Annotated in this window: 15 protein-coding genes; 14 read left to right on the top strand and 1 reads right to left on the bottom strand. The window is 71.5% G+C overall.

Going from position 1 to position 17,367, the window contains the following annotated elements:
- Positions 1–33: 33 nt before the first annotated feature.
- Positions 34–537: a transcriptional regulator BldD gene (gene bldD / locus AB0927_RS17065; RefSeq protein WP_014671524.1), complete on the bottom strand. Its 504-nt coding sequence runs from the start codon at positions 535–537 to the stop codon at positions 34–36.
- 253 nt (positions 538–790) lie between these two features.
- On the opposite strand from bldD, the gene pyrR reads away from it, so the two are divergent.
- The 14 genes from pyrR (at position 791) to AB0927_RS16995 (ending at position 17,348) form a co-directional block, all read left to right on the top strand.
- Positions 791–1,363 (top strand): bifunctional pyr operon transcriptional regulator/uracil phosphoribosyltransferase PyrR, encoded by a 573-nt coding sequence (pyrR, locus tag AB0927_RS17060; RefSeq protein WP_366668388.1) that lies wholly within the window; start codon positions 791–793, stop codon positions 1,361–1,363.
- A gap of 89 nt (positions 1,364–1,452) precedes the next feature.
- Positions 1,453–2,427 carry an aspartate carbamoyltransferase catalytic subunit gene (locus AB0927_RS17055; RefSeq protein ID WP_366668387.1) on the top strand — a complete coding sequence of 325 codons (975 nt, stop codon included), beginning with the start codon at positions 1,453–1,455 and terminating at the stop codon, positions 2,425–2,427.
- 5 nt (positions 2,428–2,432) lie between these two features.
- Positions 2,433–3,719, top strand: coding sequence for a dihydroorotase (locus AB0927_RS17050; protein WP_366668386.1), 1,287 nt, complete (start codon positions 2,433–2,435; stop codon positions 3,717–3,719).
- Complete coding sequence (locus tag AB0927_RS17045; RefSeq protein WP_366668385.1) at positions 3,716–4,276, top strand: hypothetical protein; 561 nt, start codon at positions 3,716–3,718, stop codon at positions 4,274–4,276. The genes AB0927_RS17050 and AB0927_RS17045 overlap by 4 nt, the downstream gene beginning before the upstream one ends.
- The gene (gene carA / locus AB0927_RS17040; RefSeq protein WP_366668384.1) at positions 4,273–5,415 is read left to right on the top strand and encodes a glutamine-hydrolyzing carbamoyl-phosphate synthase small subunit; all 1,143 of its coding nucleotides are present in this window, start codon (positions 4,273–4,275) and stop codon (positions 5,413–5,415) included. The genes AB0927_RS17045 and carA overlap by 4 nt, the downstream gene beginning before the upstream one ends.
- A complete protein-coding gene (gene carB / locus AB0927_RS17035) occupies positions 5,408–8,716 on the top strand; it encodes a carbamoyl-phosphate synthase large subunit (protein ID WP_366668383.1) in 3,309 nt (1,102 codons plus the stop codon). The genes carA and carB overlap by 8 nt, the downstream gene beginning before the upstream one ends.
- An 84-nt stretch (positions 8,717–8,800) precedes the next feature.
- Positions 8,801–9,907: a quinone-dependent dihydroorotate dehydrogenase gene (locus tag AB0927_RS17030; RefSeq protein WP_366668382.1), complete on the top strand. Its 1,107-nt coding sequence runs from the start codon at positions 8,801–8,803 to the stop codon at positions 9,905–9,907.
- Positions 9,904–10,758 (top strand): orotidine-5'-phosphate decarboxylase, encoded by an 855-nt coding sequence (pyrF, locus tag AB0927_RS17025; RefSeq protein ID WP_366668381.1) that lies wholly within the window; start codon positions 9,904–9,906, stop codon positions 10,756–10,758. Before AB0927_RS17030 ends, pyrF begins: the two co-directional genes overlap by 4 nt.
- Positions 10,759–11,027: 269 nt before the next feature.
- A complete protein-coding gene (locus tag AB0927_RS17020) occupies positions 11,028–11,351 on the top strand; it encodes an integration host factor (RefSeq protein WP_037651003.1) in 324 nt (107 codons plus the stop codon).
- 61 nt (positions 11,352–11,412) lie between these two features.
- The gene (gene gmk, locus AB0927_RS17015; protein ID WP_366668380.1) at positions 11,413–11,970 is read left to right on the top strand and encodes a guanylate kinase; all 558 of its coding nucleotides are present in this window, start codon (positions 11,413–11,415) and stop codon (positions 11,968–11,970) included.
- Positions 11,971–12,023: 53 nt separating this feature from the next.
- Positions 12,024–12,296 (top strand): DNA-directed RNA polymerase subunit omega, encoded by a 273-nt coding sequence (gene rpoZ / locus AB0927_RS17010; protein WP_005319902.1) that lies wholly within the window; start codon positions 12,024–12,026, stop codon positions 12,294–12,296.
- Between the two features lie 102 nt (positions 12,297–12,398).
- On the top strand, positions 12,399–13,601 hold the full coding sequence (gene coaBC / locus AB0927_RS17005; RefSeq protein ID WP_366668437.1) for a bifunctional phosphopantothenoylcysteine decarboxylase/phosphopantothenate--cysteine ligase CoaBC: 1,203 nt from the start codon (positions 12,399–12,401) through the stop codon (positions 13,599–13,601).
- A 248-nt stretch (positions 13,602–13,849) separates the two neighbouring features.
- Positions 13,850–15,067 (top strand): methionine adenosyltransferase, encoded by a 1,218-nt coding sequence (metK, locus tag AB0927_RS17000; protein WP_366668379.1) that lies wholly within the window; start codon positions 13,850–13,852, stop codon positions 15,065–15,067.
- Positions 15,068–15,182: 115 nt separating this feature from the next.
- Positions 15,183–17,348: a primosomal protein N' gene (locus tag AB0927_RS16995; RefSeq protein ID WP_366668378.1), complete on the top strand. Its 2,166-nt coding sequence runs from the start codon at positions 15,183–15,185 to the stop codon at positions 17,346–17,348.
- Positions 17,349–17,367: the final 19 nt, after the last annotated feature.

The raw sequence follows: 17,367 nt of genomic DNA, 5'->3' as shown, positions 1-17,367 counted from the left end.
CGGCGACACGTTTCTGCTAAAGGCTCCGCGCCGTCACGCCTCTTCGTGCGTGGCGACCGCGCGGCGGGCGTCCGCGTCCAGCACACCCCAGCTGATCAGCTGCTCGGTGAGGACCGAGGGGGACTGGTCGTAGATGACGGCGAGTGTGCGCAGGTCGTCCTGGCGGATGGAGAGCACCTTGCCGTTGTAGTCGCCGCGCTGGGACTGGATCGTCGCCGCGTAGCGCTGGAGGGGGCCCGCCTTCTCGGCCGGCACGGTGGCCAGCCGCTCCAGGTCGAGGACCAGCTTCGGCGGCGGCTCGGCGGCACCGCCCGGCGTGGTGCCCGGCAGAAGCTCCTGCACCGGGACGCCATAGAAATCGGCCAGCTCGGCAAGGCGCTGCACGGTCACGGCACGGTCGCCGCGCTCGTACGAGCCCACCACCACGGCCTTCCAGCGACCCTGGGACTTCTCCTCGACACCGTGGAGGGAAAGGCCCTGCTGGGTGCGGATGGCCCGGAGCTTGGCCCCGAGCTGTTTGGCGTATTCGCTGGACATATAGCTCCCCGGACACTGTGTCGACGCGGCCGGCTGTCTTCCCGCCGCGCGTTTGGTAACTCACTGTGAGGTTACGCAGCGTGATTCTTCTGCGTCAAGCCGAATGGGCCACCCCGACGCTTCCGTGGTAGTGAAGACCCGTTGAGCCAAGGGGGTGACCCGAGGCGGTCCCGGCGACCTGCTACCGTGGATGGCGCAATTCCGACGTCCTTTAAGGTCCGTCCCGTGAGGCGGAGAAGGAGGTCCGTTTTCTATGGACACGCACGCCCATCCGCAGGCAACCGATGCCCGGCCCGTTCTCGAGGGCCCCGACATCGCACGGGTACTGACCCGTATCGCCCACGAGATCGTCGAACGCGCCAAGGGCGCCGACGACGTGGTACTCCTCGGCATCCCCACCCGCGGCGTCTTCCTCGCCCAGCGGCTGGCCGCCAAGCTGGAGCAGATCACCGACCGAGCCATCCCGGTCGGCTCCCTCGACATCACCATGTACCGCGACGACCTGCGCATGCACCCGCCGCGTGCGCTGGCCCGCACCGAGATCCCCGGTGACGGCCTCGACGGCAAGCTGGTCGTCCTCGTCGACGACGTGCTCTTCTCCGGCCGCACCATCCGCGCCGCCCTCGACGCCCTGAACGACATCGGGCGCCCGCGCGCGGTCCAGCTCGCGGTCCTGGTCGACCGCGGCCACCGCGAACTGCCGATCCGCGCCGACTACGTCGGCAAGAACCTCCCCACGTCGCTGCGGGAGACGGTCAAGGTCCAGCTCGCCGAGGAGGACGGTCGCGACACCGTGCTGCTCGGTGTGAAGCCGGCCGACCAGTAGCAGGTCAGGCGCACAAGGGTCGCTTCGGCGTACCCACCCGCGCTCCGATTTGCCTCTATCCTCCCGAACTGCCCTACGGAGCCTGACAGATGCAGCGTCATCTCATCTCGGCCGCCGACCTCACCCGCGACGACGCCGTCCTGATCCTCGACACCGCCGAGGAGATGGCCCGGGTCGCCGACCGGCCGATCAAGAAACTGCCGACCCTGCGCGGCCGCACCGTCGTGAACCTCTTCTTCGAGGACTCCACGCGCACCCGGATCTCCTTCGAGGCCGCGGAGAAGCGGCTGTCCGCCGACGTCATCAACTTCACCGCCAAGGGGTCGAGCGTCTCCAAGGGCGAGTCCCTGAAGGACACCGCCCAGACCCTGGAGGCGATGGGCGTCGACGCCGTCGTCATCCGGCACGGCGCCTCCGGCGCGCCCTACCGCCTCGCCACCTCCGGCTGGATCGACGCGGCCGTGATCAACGCCGGCGACGGCACCCACCAGCACCCCACCCAGGCCCTCCTGGACGCCTTCACCATGCGCCGCCGCCTGGTCGGCCGCGACGCCGGCCTCGGCCAGGACCTGTCCGGCAGGCGCGTCACCGTCGTCGGCGACATCCTGCACAGCCGGGTCGCCCGCTCCAACGTCGACCTGCTGCACACCCTCGGCGCCGAGGTCACCCTGGTCGCCCCGCCCACCCTGCTGCCGGTCGGCGTCGAGTCCTGGCCCTGCGACGTGTCGTACGACCTCGACAGCACGCTGCCCAAGAGCGACGCGGTGATGATGCTGCGCGTGCAGCGCGAGCGGATGAACGCCGCCTTCTTCCCGACCGAGCGCGAGTACTCACGCCGCTACGGCCTCGACGGCGACCGCATGGCCAGGCTGCCCGAGCACGCCATCGTGATGCACCCCGGCCCGATGGTGCGCGGCATGGAGATCACCGCCGAGGTCGCCGACTCCGACCGCTGCACCGCCGTGGAGCAGGTCGCCAACGGCGTGTCCATCCGGATGGCCGTCCTGTACCTGCTGCTCGGCGGCAACGAGCCCGCCGCCGCCCACCGCACCGAGGAGAAGTAAGAACCATGAGCAAGATCCTGATCCGCGGTGCGAAGGTGCTCGGCGGCGAGCCGCAGGACGTGCTGATCGACGGCGAGACCATCGCCCAGGTGGGCACCGGACTGCCGGCCGAGGGCGCCGAGGTGATCGAGGCCGACGGCAAGGTGCTGCTGCCGGGCCTGGTCGACCTGCACACCCATCTGCGCGAGCCCGGCCGCGAGGACTCCGAGACCGTCCTCACCGGCACCCGCGCGGCCGCGAGCGGCGGCTACACCGCCGTGTTCGCCATGGCCAACACCTTCCCCGTCGCCGACACCGCCGGTGTGGTCGAGCAGGTCTGGCGGCTCGGCCGGGACCACGGCTACTGCGACGTCCAGCCCATCGGCGCCGTCACCGTCGGCCTGGAGGGCAGGAAGCTCGCCGAACTGGGCGCCATGCACGAGTCGGTCGCCGGGGTCACCGTCTTCTCCGACGACGGCAAGTGCGTGGACGACGCGGTGATCATGCGCCGCGCCCTGGAGTACGTGAAGGCCTTCGGCGGCGTCGTCGCCCAGCACGCCCAGGAGCCGCGGCTGACCGAGGGCGCCCAGATGAACGAAGGCGTCGTCTCCGCCGAGCTGGGCCTGGGCGGCTGGCCGGCCGTCGCCGAGGAGTCGATCATCGCCCGGGACGTCCTGCTCGCCGAGCACGTCGGCTCCCGCGTCCACATCTGCCACCTCTCGACGGCCGGCTCCGTCGAGATCGTCCGCTGGGCCAAGTCCCGCGGCATCCAGGTCACCGCCGAGGTCACCCCGCACCACCTGCTGCTCACCGACGAACTGGTGCGCACCTACAACCCGGTGTACAAGGTCAACCCGCCGCTGCGCACCGAGCGCGACGTCATGGCCCTGCGCGAGGCCCTCGCCGACGGCACCATCGACATCGTCGCCACCGACCACGCCCCGCACCCGCACGAGGACAAGGACTGCGAGTGGGCCGCCGCCGCCATGGGCATGGTCGGCCTGGAGACCGCGCTGTCGGTGGTGCAGGAGACCATGGTCGACACGGGCCTGCTGGACTGGGCCGGCGTCGCCGACCGCATGTCCGCCAAGCCCGCGCGGATCGGACAGGCCACCGGACACGGCCGTCCCGTCTCGGCCGGTGAGCCTGCCAACCTCACTCTGGTCGACACGGCATACCGTGGCCAGGTGGACCCCGCGGGCTTCGCCTCGCGCAGCCGCAACACCCCCTACCAGGGACGCGAGCTGCCGGGCCGTGTGACGCACACGTGGCTGCGGGGCAAGGCCACGCTCGTCGACGGGAAGCTCACGTGACACCTGTAATCCTCCTGGCCGAGGCCAGGAAATCGGCCTCGGTCACCGACTGGCCGGCTCGTATCGGCTGGCTCGTCGGAATCCTGCTCTTCATCGCGCTCGTCTACTGGCTGATGCGCGAGGGCTGGAAATGGCGCGCCACCCTCCAGGGCGACATCCCGGAGCTCCCGGGCGCGCCCGAGGAGACCGGTCCGGTGAAACTGAGCATGAGCGGCCGCTACCACGGCTCCACCACCGCCGGGCAGTGGCTGGACCGCATCGTGGCCCACGGCCTGGGGACCCGCAGCCTGGCCCGGCTCACCCTCACCGACGCGGGCCTGGAGGTCGAACGCCCCGGCGCGGACGACTTCTTCATCCCCACCACCGCCCTGCGCGAGGCCCGCCTCGACAAGGGCATCGCCGGCAAGGTCCTCACCGAGGGCGGACTGCTGGTGGTGACCTGGGAGCACGGCGGCAAACTGATCGACTCCGGCTTCCGCTCCGACCGAGCGGCCGAGCACCCCGAATGGGTCGACAGCCTGAACCACATGATCAACGACACGGAAGGCGCACGATGACGACCTCCACCAGGGGAGCCGCGAAGGCTCCCGCCGTACTCGTCCTGGAGGACGGCCGCACCTTCCGCGGCCGCGCCTACGGGGCCGTGGGGGAGACCTTCGGCGAGGCCGTGTTCTCCACCGGCATGACCGGCTACCAGGAGACCCTGACCGACCCGTCGTACGACCGCCAGATCGTCGTCGCCACCGCCCCGCAGATCGGCAACACCGGCTGGAACGACGAGGACGACGAGTCGGGCCGCATCTGGGTCTCCGGCTACGTGGTCCGCGACCCCGCGCGCGTGCCGTCCAACTGGCGCTCCCGGCGCTCCCTGGACGACGAGCTGGAGCGCCAGGGCGTCGTCGGCATCTCCGGCATCGACACCCGCGCCCTCACCCGCCACCTGCGCGAGCGCGGCTCCATGCGCGCCGGCATCTTCTCCGGCGAGGCGATCGCCGCCGAGCCCGAACTCCTCGCCCGGGTGCAGGCCCAGCCCCACATGAAGGGCGCGAGCCTCTACGAGGAGGTCGCGACCAAGGAGGCGTACGTCGTCCCCGCGGTCGGCGAGAAGAAGTTCACCGTCGCCGCGATCGACCTCGGCATCAAGGGCATGACCCCGCACCGCATGGCCGAGCGCGGCATCGAGGTGCACGTCCTGCCCGCCACCGCCACCGCCGACGAGATCTACGCCGTCGCCCCCGACGGTGTGTTCTTCTCCAACGGCCCCGGCGACCCCGCGACCGCCGACGGCCCGGTCGCCCTCATGACCGCCGTCCTGGAGCGCAAGACGCCGCTGTTCGGCATCTGCTTCGGCAACCAGATCCTCGGCCGCGCCCTCGGCTTCGGCACCTACAAGCTGAAGTACGGCCACCGGGGCATCAACCAGCCGGTCCAGGACCGCACGACCGGCAAGGTCGAGGTCACCGCGCACAACCACGGCTTCGCCGTCGACGCGCCCCTCGACAAGGTCAGCGAGACCGCGTTCGGGCGCGCCGAGGTCTCGCACGTCTGCCTGAACGACGACGTCGTGGAGGGGCTCCAGCTGCTCGACCAGCCCGCCTTCTCCGTCCAGTACCACCCCGAAGCGGCGGCCGGCCCGCACGACGCCGCCTACCTGTTCGACCGCTTCGTTTCCCTGATGGAGGGCCAGCGTGCCTAAGCGCACCGATATCCAGTCCGTCCTGGTCATCGGCTCCGGCCCGATCGTCATCGGCCAGGCCGCCGAGTTCGACTACTCCGGCACCCAGGCATGCCGCGTGCTCAAGGCCGAGGGCCTGCGCGTCATCCTCGTCAACTCCAACCCGGCGACGATCATGACCGACCCGGAGATCGCCGACGCCACCTACGTCGAGCCGATCACCCCCGAGTTCGTCGAGAAGATCATCGCCAAGGAGCGTCCCGACGCCCTGCTGCCCACCCTGGGCGGCCAGACGGCCCTGAACACCGCCATCTCGCTGCACGAGAACGGTGTCCTGACGAAGTACGGCGTCGAGCTGATCGGCGCCAAGCCCGAGGCCATCCACAAGGGCGAGGACCGCGACCTGTTCAAGGGCGTCGTGGAGGAGGTCCGCCGCAAGATCGGGCACGGCGAGTCCGCCCGCTCGGTGATCTGCCACTCCATGGACGACGTCCTCAAGGGCGTCGAGACGCTCGGCGGCTACCCGGTCGTCGTCCGCCCCTCCTTCACCATGGGCGGCGCCGGCTCCGGCTTCGCGCACGACGAGGAGGAGCTGCGCCGCATCGCGGGCCAGGGCCTCACCCTCTCGCCGACCACCGAGGTACTCCTGGAGGAGTCCATCCTCGGCTGGAAGGAGTACGAGCTGGAGCTGATGCGCGACAAGAACGACAACGTCGTGGTCGTCTGCTCCATCGAGAACTTCGACCCCATGGGCGTGCACACCGGTGACTCCATCACCGTCGCGCCCGCGATGACGCTCACCGACCGCGAGTACCAGATCCTGCGCGACATCGGCATCGCCGTGATCCGCGAGGTCGGCGTCGACACGGGCGGCTGCAACATCCAGTTCGCGGTCGACCCCGTGGACGGCCGGGTGATCGTCATCGAGATGAACCCGCGCGTCTCCCGCTCCTCGGCCCTCGCCTCCAAGGCGACCGGCTTCCCGATCGCCAAGATCGCCGCCAAGCTGGCCGTCGGCTACACCCTGGACGAGATCCCCAACGACATCACCCAGGAGACCCCGGCCTCCTTCGAGCCCACGCTCGACTACGTGGTCGTCAAGGCGCCCCGGTTCGCCTTCGAGAAGTTCCCGCAGGCCGACTCCACGCTGACCACCACCATGAAGTCGGTCGGCGAGGCCATGGCCATCGGCCGCAACTTCCCCGAGGCCTTCCAGAAGGCGCTGCGCTCGCTGGAGAAGAAGGGCAGCCAGTTCACCTTCGTGGGCGAGCCCGGCGACAAGTACGGCCTCCTCGAAGAGTCCGTACGGCCCACCGACGGCCGGATCAACACCGTCATGCAGGCCATCCGGGCCGGCGCCACCCCCGAGGAGGTCTTCGAGTACACGAAGATCGACCCCTGGTTCGTGGACCAGCTCTTCCTCATCAAGGAGATCGCGGACGAGCTGGCCGAGGCCGCCGAGCTGACCGGCGACCTGCTCGCCGAGGCCAAGCGGCACGGCTTCTCCGACCAGCAGATCGCCGAGATCCGCGGCCTGCGCGAGGACGTCGTCCGCGAGGTCCGGCACGCCCTCGGCATCCGCCCGGTCTACAAGACGGTCGACACCTGCGCCGCCGAGTTCGCCGCGAAGACGCCGTACTTCTACTCGGCCTACGACGAGGAGTCGGAGGTCGCCCCGCGCGAGAAGCCGGCCGTCATCATCCTGGGCTCCGGCCCCAACCGCATCGGCCAGGGCATCGAGTTCGACTACTCCTGCGTCCACGCCTCCTTCGCGCTGTCCGACGCCGGGTACGAGACCGTGATGGTCAACTGCAACCCGGAGACCGTCTCCACCGACTACGACACCTCCGACCGGCTGTACTTCGAGCCGCTCACCCTGGAGGACGTCCTGGAGATCGTCCACGCCGAGCAGCAGGCCGGCCCGGTCGCGGGCGTCATCGTCCAGCTCGGCGGCCAGACCCCGCTCGGTCTGTCGCAGGCCCTCAAGGACAACGGCGTGCCGGTGGTGGGCACCTCCCCGGAGGCGATCCACGCCGCCGAGGACCGCGGCGCCTTCGGCCGCGTCCTGGCGGAGGCGGGCCTGCCCGCCCCCAAGCACGGCACCGCCACCACCTTCTCGGAGGCCAAGGCCATCGCCGACGAGATCGGCTACCCGGTCCTGGTCCGGCCGTCGTACGTGCTCGGCGGGCGCGGCATGGAGATCGTCTACGACGAGACCCGCCTCGCCGCCTACATCGCCGAGTCCACCGAGATCAGCCCGTCCCGGCCGGTCCTCGTCGACCGCTTCCTGGACGACGCCATCGAGATCGACGTCGACGCCCTCTACGACGGCGAGGAGCTGTACCTCGGCGGCGTCATGGAGCACATCGAGGAGGCCGGCATCCACTCCGGCGACTCGGCGTGCGCCCTGCCCCCGATCACCCTCGGCGGCTTCGACATCAAGCGGCTGCGCGCCTCCACCGAGGCCATCGCCAAGGGCGTCGGCGTGCGCGGCCTGATCAACATCCAGTTCGCGATGGCCGGCGACATCCTCTACGTCCTGGAGGCCAACCCGCGCGCCTCCCGCACGGTCCCCTTCACGTCGAAGGCGACCGCGGTGCCGCTCGCCAAGGCCGCCGCCCGGATCTCGCTCGGCGCGACCATCGCCGAACTGCGCGCCGAGGGGCTGCTGCCGAAGAACGGCGACGGCGGCGAGCTGCCGCTGGACGCGCCGATCTCCGTCAAGGAGGCCGTGATGCCGTGGTCGCGCTTCCGCGACATCCACGGCCGCGGCGTGGACACCGTCCTCGGCCCGGAGATGCGCTCCACCGGCGAGGTCATGGGCATCGACTCCGTCTTCGGCACCGCCTACGCCAAGTCGCAGGCGGGCGCCTACGGACCGCTGCCCACCAGCGGCCGCGCGTTCATCTCGGTCGCCAACCGCGACAAGCGCTCGATGATCTTCCCGGCCCGCGAGCTGGTCGCCCACGGCTTCGAGCTGCTGGCCACCTCCGGCACCGCCGAGGTCCTCAAGCGCAACGGCATCAACGCCACCGTGGTGCGCAAGCAGTCCGAGGGCACCGGCCCCCAGGGTGAGAAGACCATCGTCCAGCTCATCCACGACGGCGAGGTCGACCTCATCGTCAACACGCCGTACGGCACCGGTGGCCGCCTCGACGGCTACGACATCCGTACGGCCGCCGTCGCCCGCTCCGTGCCGTGCCTGACGACCGTCCAGGCGCTCGCCGCGGCCGTCCAGGGCATCGACGCCCTCAACTACGGAGACGTGGGCGTCCGCTCGCTCCAGGAACACGCGGAACACCTGACCGCGGCCCGCGACTAGCAGCCCCGAGGGGGACACCGGAAACGGTGTCCCCCTCTTCATGAGGACCCCTCGGTCCGCATGAGAACCCAGAGGACTTCCCAGATGTACAAGCTGTTCTTCCGTCTGGTCTTCACACGGATGGACCCCGAGAAGGCCCACCACCTCGCCTTCCGCTGGATCCGGCTCGCCGCGCGCGTCCCGGTGCTGCGCACCTTCGTCGCGGCGGCCCTCGCGCCCCGCCACAAGGAACTGCGCACCGAGGCCCTCGGGCTGCGGATGCACGGCCCGTTCGGACTCGCGGCCGGCTTCGACAAGAACGCCGTGGCGATCGACGGGATGTCGATGCTCGGCTTCGACCACGTCGAGATCGGCACGGTCACCGGCGAGCCCCAGCCCGGCAACTCCCCGAAGCGGCTGTTCCGGCTCGTGGCGGACCGCGCGCTGATCAACCGCATGGGCTTCAACAACGACGGCTCGCTGGCCGTGGCGGCCCGCCTGGCCACCCGCGAACCCGTCTTCAGGACCGTGGTCGGCGTCAACATCGGCAAGACCAAGGTCGTCCCGGAGGCGGAGGCCGTCGCCGACTACGTGAAGTCCGCCGAGCGCCTCGCGCCGTACGCCGACTACCTGGTCGTCAACGTCTCCTCGCCGAACACGCCCGGCCTGCGCGACCTCCAGGCGGTCGACCACCTGCGCCCGCTGCTGACCGCGGTCCGCGCGGCCGCCGACCGCACGGTCGCCCACCGCCGCGTCCCCCTCCTGGTGAAGATCGCCCCGGACCTCGCCGACGAGGACATCGACGCCGTCGCCGACCTGGCCGTCGAACTGGGCCTGGACGGCATCATCGCCACCAACACCACCATCGCCCGCGACGACCTGGGCCTGCGGTCCCCGGCGTCGCTGACCGGGGAGACCGGCGGCCTGTCCGGCGCGCCGCTCAAGGCCCGCTCCCTGGCCGTCCTGCGCCGCCTGTACGCGCGGGTGGGCGACCGGCTCACCCTGGTGGGCGTCGGCGGCATCGAGTCCGCCGAGGACGCCTGGCAGCGCATCCTGGCCGGCGCCACGCTGGTCCAGGGCTACAGCGCCTTCGTCTACGAGGGCCCCTTCTGGTGCCGCGCGATCCACAAGGGCCTCGCCGCCCGGCTGCGCACCAGCCCGTACGCCACCCTCGCCGACGCGGTCGGCGCCGACGTGAGGAAGCCCCGATGACCAGCACGAGCCCGATCGAGCCCTTCGGCGCCCGGCTGCGCCGCGCCATGGACGAGCGCGGCCCGCTGTGCGTCGGCATCGACCCGCACGCCTCCCTGCTCGCCGAGTGGGGCCTCGGCGACGACGTGGCGGGCCTGGAGCGGTTCAGCCGCACCGTCGTGGAGGCGGTGGCCGACCGGGTGGCCGTACTGAAGCCGCAGATCGCCTTCTTCGAGCGGTTCGGCTCGCGCGGCCTGGCCGTCCTGGAGAAGTCGGTCCAGGAGGCGCGCGCGGCGGGCGCCCTGGTCGTGATGGACGCCAAGCGCGGCGACATCGGCTCGACCATGGCCGCGTACGCCGAGGCGTTCCTGCGCCGGGACGCCCCGCTGTTCTCCGACGCGCTGACCGTCTCGCCGTACCTCGGCTACGGTTCGCTGAGCCCGGCCGTGGCGCTGGCCAAGGAGAACGGCTCCGGGCTGTTCGTGCTCGCGCTGACCTCAAACCCGGAGGGCGGCGAGGTGCAGCACGCGGTGCGCGCCGACGGCCGCGGCGTGGGGGCGACCATGCTGGCGCACCTGGCGGCCGAGAACGCGGGACAGGAGCCGCTGGGCTCCTTCGGCGCGGTCGTCGGCGCCACGCTCGGCGACCTGTCCGCCTACGATCTGGACATCAACGGCCCGCTGCTCGCGCCCGGCATCGGCGCCCAGGGCGCGACCCCGGCCGACCTCCCGGGGGTCTTCGGGGCGGCCGTGCGCAATGTCGTGCCGAACGTCAGCCGGGGCGTGCTGCGGCACGGACCCGACGTGGGGGCGCTGCGCGGCGCGGCCGAACGCTTCACGGAGGAGATCCGGACGGCCGTCCCGGGGGCCTGATCCCCGCCGTCAGGTGCTCGGCTGAGCGGACCGGTGCCGACTTGAGTGTGAATACATCCTCAAAACGAGGGCAGTTTGTCTGAAATGTCCGGCCTGACGGAGGCTGACCAGGACTTTTCCGCTGTTCTCGCTGACTCTGGCGGACTTGGCCGCTAGTCTCCGAGCGAGGGTGAACGGGCAAGCGTGTTGCTCGTGGCTCCCCAGGTGTGGGGCGACTAGGTTCCTCACCGGTCCGTATCCGACAGTTCGACATCCGAGGTGACGTAGGCGTGGCTCTTCCGCCCCTTACCCCTGAACAGCGCGCAGCCGCGCTCGAAAAGGCCGCCGCGGCTCGCCGGGAGCGGGCCGAGGTCAAGAATCGACTCAAGCACTCCGGCGCCTCCCTGCACGAGGTCATCAAGCAGGGCCAGGAGAACGACGTCATCGGCAAGATGAAGGTCTCCGCGCTGCTCGAGTCCATGCCGGGCGTGGGCAAGGTCCGCGCCAAGCAGATCATGGAGCGTCTGGGCATCTCCGAGAGCCGCCGCGTGCGGGGTCTCGGTTCCAACCAGATCGCCTCCCTGGAGCGTGAGTTCGGCAGCACCGGCGCCTGAGTCCGGGCCCGCACCGGACCGGGAGTCCCGGGCACCCCGGGATTGCTGGAATAATCGCTGCATGAGTGAACGTCCGCGGCTGACCGTGCTCTCCGGCCCCTCGGGGGTCGGCAAGAGCACGGTCGTCGCCCATATGCGCAAGGAACACCCCGAGGTCTGGCTCTCGGTGTCGGCGACCACCCGCACGCCGCGCCCCGGCGAGCAGCACGGAGTCCACTACTTCTTCGTCACCGACGAGGAGATGGACAAGCTGATCGCCAACGGCGAGCTGCTGGAGTGGGCCGAATTCGCCGGCAACCGGTACGGCACGCCCCGCGCGGCCGTCCTGGAGCGGCTGGAGAAGGGCGAGCCCGTCCTGCTGGAGATCGACCTCCAGGGCGCCCGCCAGGTCCGTGAGTCCATGTCCGACGCCCGGCTGGTGTTCCTGGCTCCGCCCTCCTGGGAGGAGCTGGTGCGCAGGCTCACCGGCCGGGGCACCGAGCCGCCCGAGGTCATCGAGCGCCGCCTGGAGGCGGCCAGGACCGAACTGGCGGCCGAGCCGGAGTTCCACGAGACCCTGGTCAACACCTCCGTCGAGGACGTGGCCCGTGAGCTGCTAGCCTTGATGGACGTTGTGTAATCGTGACGCTGATCATGATCACTGATTCTTTTCCATCCATCGGAAGGTAGAGCGTGTCCTCTTCCATCACCGCGCCCGAGGGCATCATCAACCCGCCGATCGACGAGCTCCTCGAGGCCACCGACTCGAAGTACAGCCTCGTGATCTACGCGGCCAAGCGTGCTCGCCAGATCAACGCGTACTACTCGCAGCTCGGCGAGGGCCTCCTCGAGTACGTCGGTCCGCTCGTCGACACCCACGTCCACGAGAAGCCGCTCTCGATCGCCCTGCGCGAGATCAACGCCGGTCTGCTGACCTCCGAGGCCATCGAGGGCCCGGCGCAGTAGTTCTTTCAGACCGCAGATGATTTATCCACAGGCCCGGCAGTCACCCTGCCGGGCCTGTGGTGTGTCATGGGTGTTGCAGGTTTTCCGGACCGAGGAGGCATGGTGGACAAGCCGAGGGTGGTACTTGGGGTCAGCGGTGGCATCGCCGCGTACAAGGCCTGTGAGCTGCTGAGAAGGTTCACCGAGTCGGGCCATGACGTGCGCGTGGTGCCGACCGCGTCCGCGCTGCGCTTCGTCGGCGCCGCCACCTTCTCCGCCCTGTCCGGCAACCCCGTCGCCACCGAGGTCTGGGACTCCGTGCACGAGGTGCCCCACGTCCGCATCGGCCAGCACGCCGACCTCGTCGTGGTCGCCCCCGCCACCGCCGACATGCTCGCCAAGGCCGCCCACGGCCTCGCCGACGACCTCCTCACCAACACCCTCCTGACGGCCCGCTGCCCCGTGGTCTTCGCCCCGGCCATGCACACCGAGATGTGGGAACACCCCGCCACCCAGGAGAACGTGGCCACGCTGCGCCGCCGGGGCGCCGTCGTCGTCGAACCCGCCGTCGGCCGCCTCACCGGCGTCGACACCGGCAAGGGCCGGCTGCCCGACCCCACGGAGATCTTCGAGGTCTGCCGCCGGGTGCTCGCCCGCGGCGTCCAGGAGCCCGACCTGCGCGGACGCCATGTGGTGGTCTCCGCGGGCGGCACCCGCGAACCCCTGGACCCGGTGCGCTTCCTCGGCAACCGCTCCTCCGGCAAGCAGGGCTACGCGCTCGCCCGCACCGCCGCCGCCCGCGGCGCCCGGGTGACGCTGATCGCGGCCAACACCCACCTGCCCGACCCCGCGGGCGTCGACGTCGTACGGGTCGGCACCGCCGTCCAGCTGCGCGAGGCCGTGCTGAAGGCCGCGGCGGACGCCGACGCCGTCGTCATGGCCGCGGCCGTCGCCGACTTCCGCCCCGCGGCCTACGCCACCGGCAAGATCAAGAAGAAGGACGACAAGGAGCCCGAGCCCATCGTGCTGGTCCGCAACCCGGACATCCTCGCCGAGGTCTCCGCCGAACGGGCCAGGGCCGGACAGGTGATCGTGGGCTTCGCCGCCGAGACCGACGACGTCCTCGCCAACGGTCGCGCCAAACTCGTCCGCAAGGGCTGTGACCTGCTCGTCGTCAACGAGGTGGGGGAGCGCAAGACCTTCGGCTCCGAGGAGAACGAGGCCGTCGTGCTCGGCGCCGACGGCAGCGAGAACCCCGTCCCGCACGGGCCCAAGGAGGCCCTGGCCGACGTCGTCTGGGACCTGGTCGTGGCCCGCCTGGACTGAACCGAAGTGGCCGACCGGGCGAATCCGGGGACGGATTCAAGCCATGCTCAAGTCGGGGACCGTTACCCTGGCCAAGGTCGTCGGCCATTGGGCAGAATGCCAGTGCCGCAGGTCACAGCGCTCCCGAGAGGCGAGACAGTGGCCCATCGGCCGAGTGCGACCGATAAACTGTTCCAAGGTCGACCGGGCGCAGCCCCGCGTCGACTGCAAATGATCAGCCAGCAGCCGCTGCAACCACAGGGAGCGTTGTGTCCCGTCGCCTGTTCACCTCGGAGTCCGTGACCGAGGGTCACCCCGACAAGATCGCTGACCAGATCAGCGACACCATTCTCGACGCGCTTCTGCGCGAGGACCCGGCCTCCCGGGTCGCCGTGGAGACGCTCATCACCACCGGCCTGGTCCATGTGGCCGGCGAGGTGACCACCAAGGCGTACGCGGACATCGCGAACCTGGTGCGTGGCAAGATCCTGGAGATCGGCTACGACTCCTCGAAGAAGGGCTTCGACGGCGCCTCCTGCGGCGTGTCCGTCTCCATCGGCGCGCAGTCCCCGGACATCGCGCAGGGCGTCGACACGGCCTACGAGTCCCGCGTCGAGGGTGCCGAGGGCGAGCGCGACGAGCTGGACAAGCAGGGCGCGGGCGACCAGGGCCTGATGTTCGGTTACGCGTCGGACGAGACCCCGACCCTGATGCCGCTGCCGATCTTCCTCGCGCACCGGCTGTCGAAGCGCCTGTCGGACGTCCGCAAGAACGGCACGATCCCCTACCTGCGCCCGGACGGCAAGACGCAGGTGACCATCGAGTACGACGGCGACAAGGCCGTCCGCCTCGACACGGTCGTCGTCTCCTCGCAGCACGCCTCCGACATCGACCTGGAGTCGCTGCTCGCCCCCGACATCCGCGAGTTCGTGGTGGAGCCGGAGCTGAAGGCGCTGCTGGAGGACGGCATCAAGCTGGACACGGAGAACTACCGTCTCCTGGTCAACCCGACGGGCCGGTTCGAGATCGGCGGCCCGATGGGCGACGCGGGCCTGACCGGCCGGAAGATCATCATCGACACCTACGGCGGCATGGCCCGCCACGGCGGCGGCGCGTTCTCGGGCAAGGACCCGTCCAAGGTGGACCGCTCGGCCGCGTACGCGATGCGCTGGGTCGCCAAGAACGTCGTGGCGGCGGGTCTGGCCTCGCGCTGCGAGGTGCAGGTGGCGTACGCGATCGGCAAGGCCGAGCCGGTGGGCCTGTTCGTGGAGACCTTCGGCACCCACAAGGTCGACACCGACAAGATCGAGAAGGCCATCGACGAGGTCTTCGACCTCCGCCCGGCCGCGATCATCCGCGACCTGGACCTGCTCCGCCCGATCTACGCCCAGACCGCGGCCTACGGCCACTTCGGCCGCGAGCTGCCCGACTTCACCTGGGAGCGCACGGACCGCGTGGACGCCCTGCGCAAGGCCGCGGGCGTCTGATCCCGAGACCGCGCGACGAGGCCCGGCCCCCCTCCAGGGGGGCCGGGCCCCGGCGCTTTCGGGGCCCCCGGCCGCAGCCGGGGCGTTGTCAGCCGGGTTTGGTAAGAATGCAAGCGTGAGCAGCGAGAACGGACGACCCCGCACGGACGGGGACGGCGGGGCCGAAGGGGCGCCGCCGGAGCAGCTCGCCCTCATCCGGGAAAGCGTGCGCAAGGCGAAGACGCCCCGGGCCAAGCCGCGCACCTGGCGGGGCGCCGCCCTCGCCGAGCGGCTGCCCGTCGCCCGCGTGCTGGTCGACAAGGGCGTCCTCCACCTCGACCGCTACTTCGACTACGCGGTCCCCGCCGAACTGGACGAACAGGCCCAGCCCGGCGTACGGGTGCGCGTGCGGTTCGGCGCCGGACGGCACCGCGTGCGCGAAGGCCGCCGGGAGGGCGGCGGCCTCATCGACGGCTTCCTCGTCGAACGCCGGGCCGGGTCCGACTACTCGGGCCCCCTCGCCGCGCTCGCCCAGGTCGTCTCCCCCGAACCCGTCCTCGGCGCGGAACTGCTGGGCCTCGCCCGCGCCGTCGCCGACCGGTACGCGGGCAGCCTCGCCGACGTGCTCCAGCTCGCCGTACCGCCCCGCAGCGCCCGCGCCGAACAACGACCCTCGCCCGCACCCCTGCCACCCCCCGAGGCACCCGACCCCGGCTCCTGGGCGCGGTACGAGCAGGGCGGCGCCTTCCTCGGGGCACTGGCCTCCGGCGGCGCCCCGCGGGCGGTGTGGGGCGCCCTGCCGGGACCGCTGTGGAGCGAGGAACTGGCCCGCGCCGTCGCCGCCACACTCGCCTCGGGACGCGGCGCGCTCGTCGTCGTACCCGACGGACGGGCCGCCGCACGCGTCGACACCGCGCTGACCGCCCTGCTCGGGCAGGGACACCACGCCCTGCTCACCGCCGACGCCGGCCCCGAGAAGAGGTACGCGCAGTGGCTCGCGGTACGGCGCGGATCCGTACGGGCGGTCGTCGGGACCAGGGCGGCCATGTTCGCGCCCGTACGCGACCTCGGGCTCGTCGCGATCTGGGACGACGGCGACGACAGCCACAGCGAGCAGCACGCCCCGCAACCGCACGCACGCGACGTCCTGCTGCTGCGCGCCACCCTCGACAAGTGCGCCTTCCTGCTCGGCGGCTTCGCCTGCACCGTGGAGGCGGCCCAACTGGTCGAGAGCGGCTGGGCGCGCCCCCTGACCGCCGGACGGGAGCGGATACGGCGGTCCGTGCCCCTCGTACGCACCGTCGGGGACGAGGACCTCGCCCGCGACGAGGCCGCCCGCGCCGCCCGGCTGCCCACCCTCGCCTGGCAGGCGGCCCGCGAGGGCCTGCGGCACGGGCCGGTGCTGGTCCAGGTGCCGCGCCGGGGGTACGCGCCGCGCATGGCCTGCGCCCAGTGCCGGGCCCCGGCGCGCTGCCGGCACTGCTCCGGGCCGCTTCAGGGGCAGGACGCGGGCGTGCTGCGGTGCGGCTGGTGCGGGCGTGAGGAGGGCGCCTGGCACTGCCCCGAGTGCGGCGGCTTCCGGCTGCGCGCCCAGGTGGTGGGCGCCCGGCGCACCGCCGAGGAACTGGGCCGGGCCTTCCCCGCCGTGCCGGTGCGCACCTCGGGACGCGAACACGTGCTGGACACCGTGCCGGGCACCCCCGCGCTGGTGGTGAGCACCCCGGGCGCCGAACCCGTCGCCGAGGGCGGCTACGCGGCGGCGCTGCTGCTCGACGGCTGGGCCATGCTCGTACGACCCGACCTGCGGGCCGGTGAGGACGCGCTGCGCCGGTGGATCGCGGCGGCGGCGCTGGTCCGGCCGCAGGGCGAGGGCGGCACGGTGGTCGTGGTGGCCGAGCCGACCCTGCGGCCCGTGCAGGCGCTGGTGCGCTGGGACCCCGTCGGGCACGCGCTGCGCGAGCTGTCCGAACGGGCCGAACTGGGCTTCCCGCCGGTGTCCCGGATGGCGGCCGTGTCCGGCACGCCGGCGGCCGTCGCGGAATTCCTCGCCGCGGTCGAACTGCCGCCGGACGCCGAGGTACTGGGCCCGGTACCGCTGCCGCCCGCCCCGCCCGGGGCGCCCCGCAGGCCCGGCGCGGCGCCTGCCGGCGAGCACTGGGAGCGGGCCCTCGTCCGGGTTCCGCCGGGCAGCGGCTCGGCACTGGCCTCCGCCCTGAAGACCGCACAGGCCGCGCGGATGGCGCGGGGGAGCGGGGAGGCGGCGCGGGTGAGGGTGCGGATCGATCCGCCGGACATCGGCTGAGGGCGGGGGCTGCGCCCCG

The sequence above is a fragment of the Streptomyces sp. NPDC048106 genome, from assembly GCF_040706415.1.
In the GTDB taxonomy this organism is placed as follows: domain Bacteria; phylum Actinomycetota; class Actinomycetes; order Streptomycetales; family Streptomycetaceae; genus Streptomyces.
Note: the sequence above shows the minus strand (reverse complement) of the source record. Positions and strands in the feature narration are given on the sequence as shown.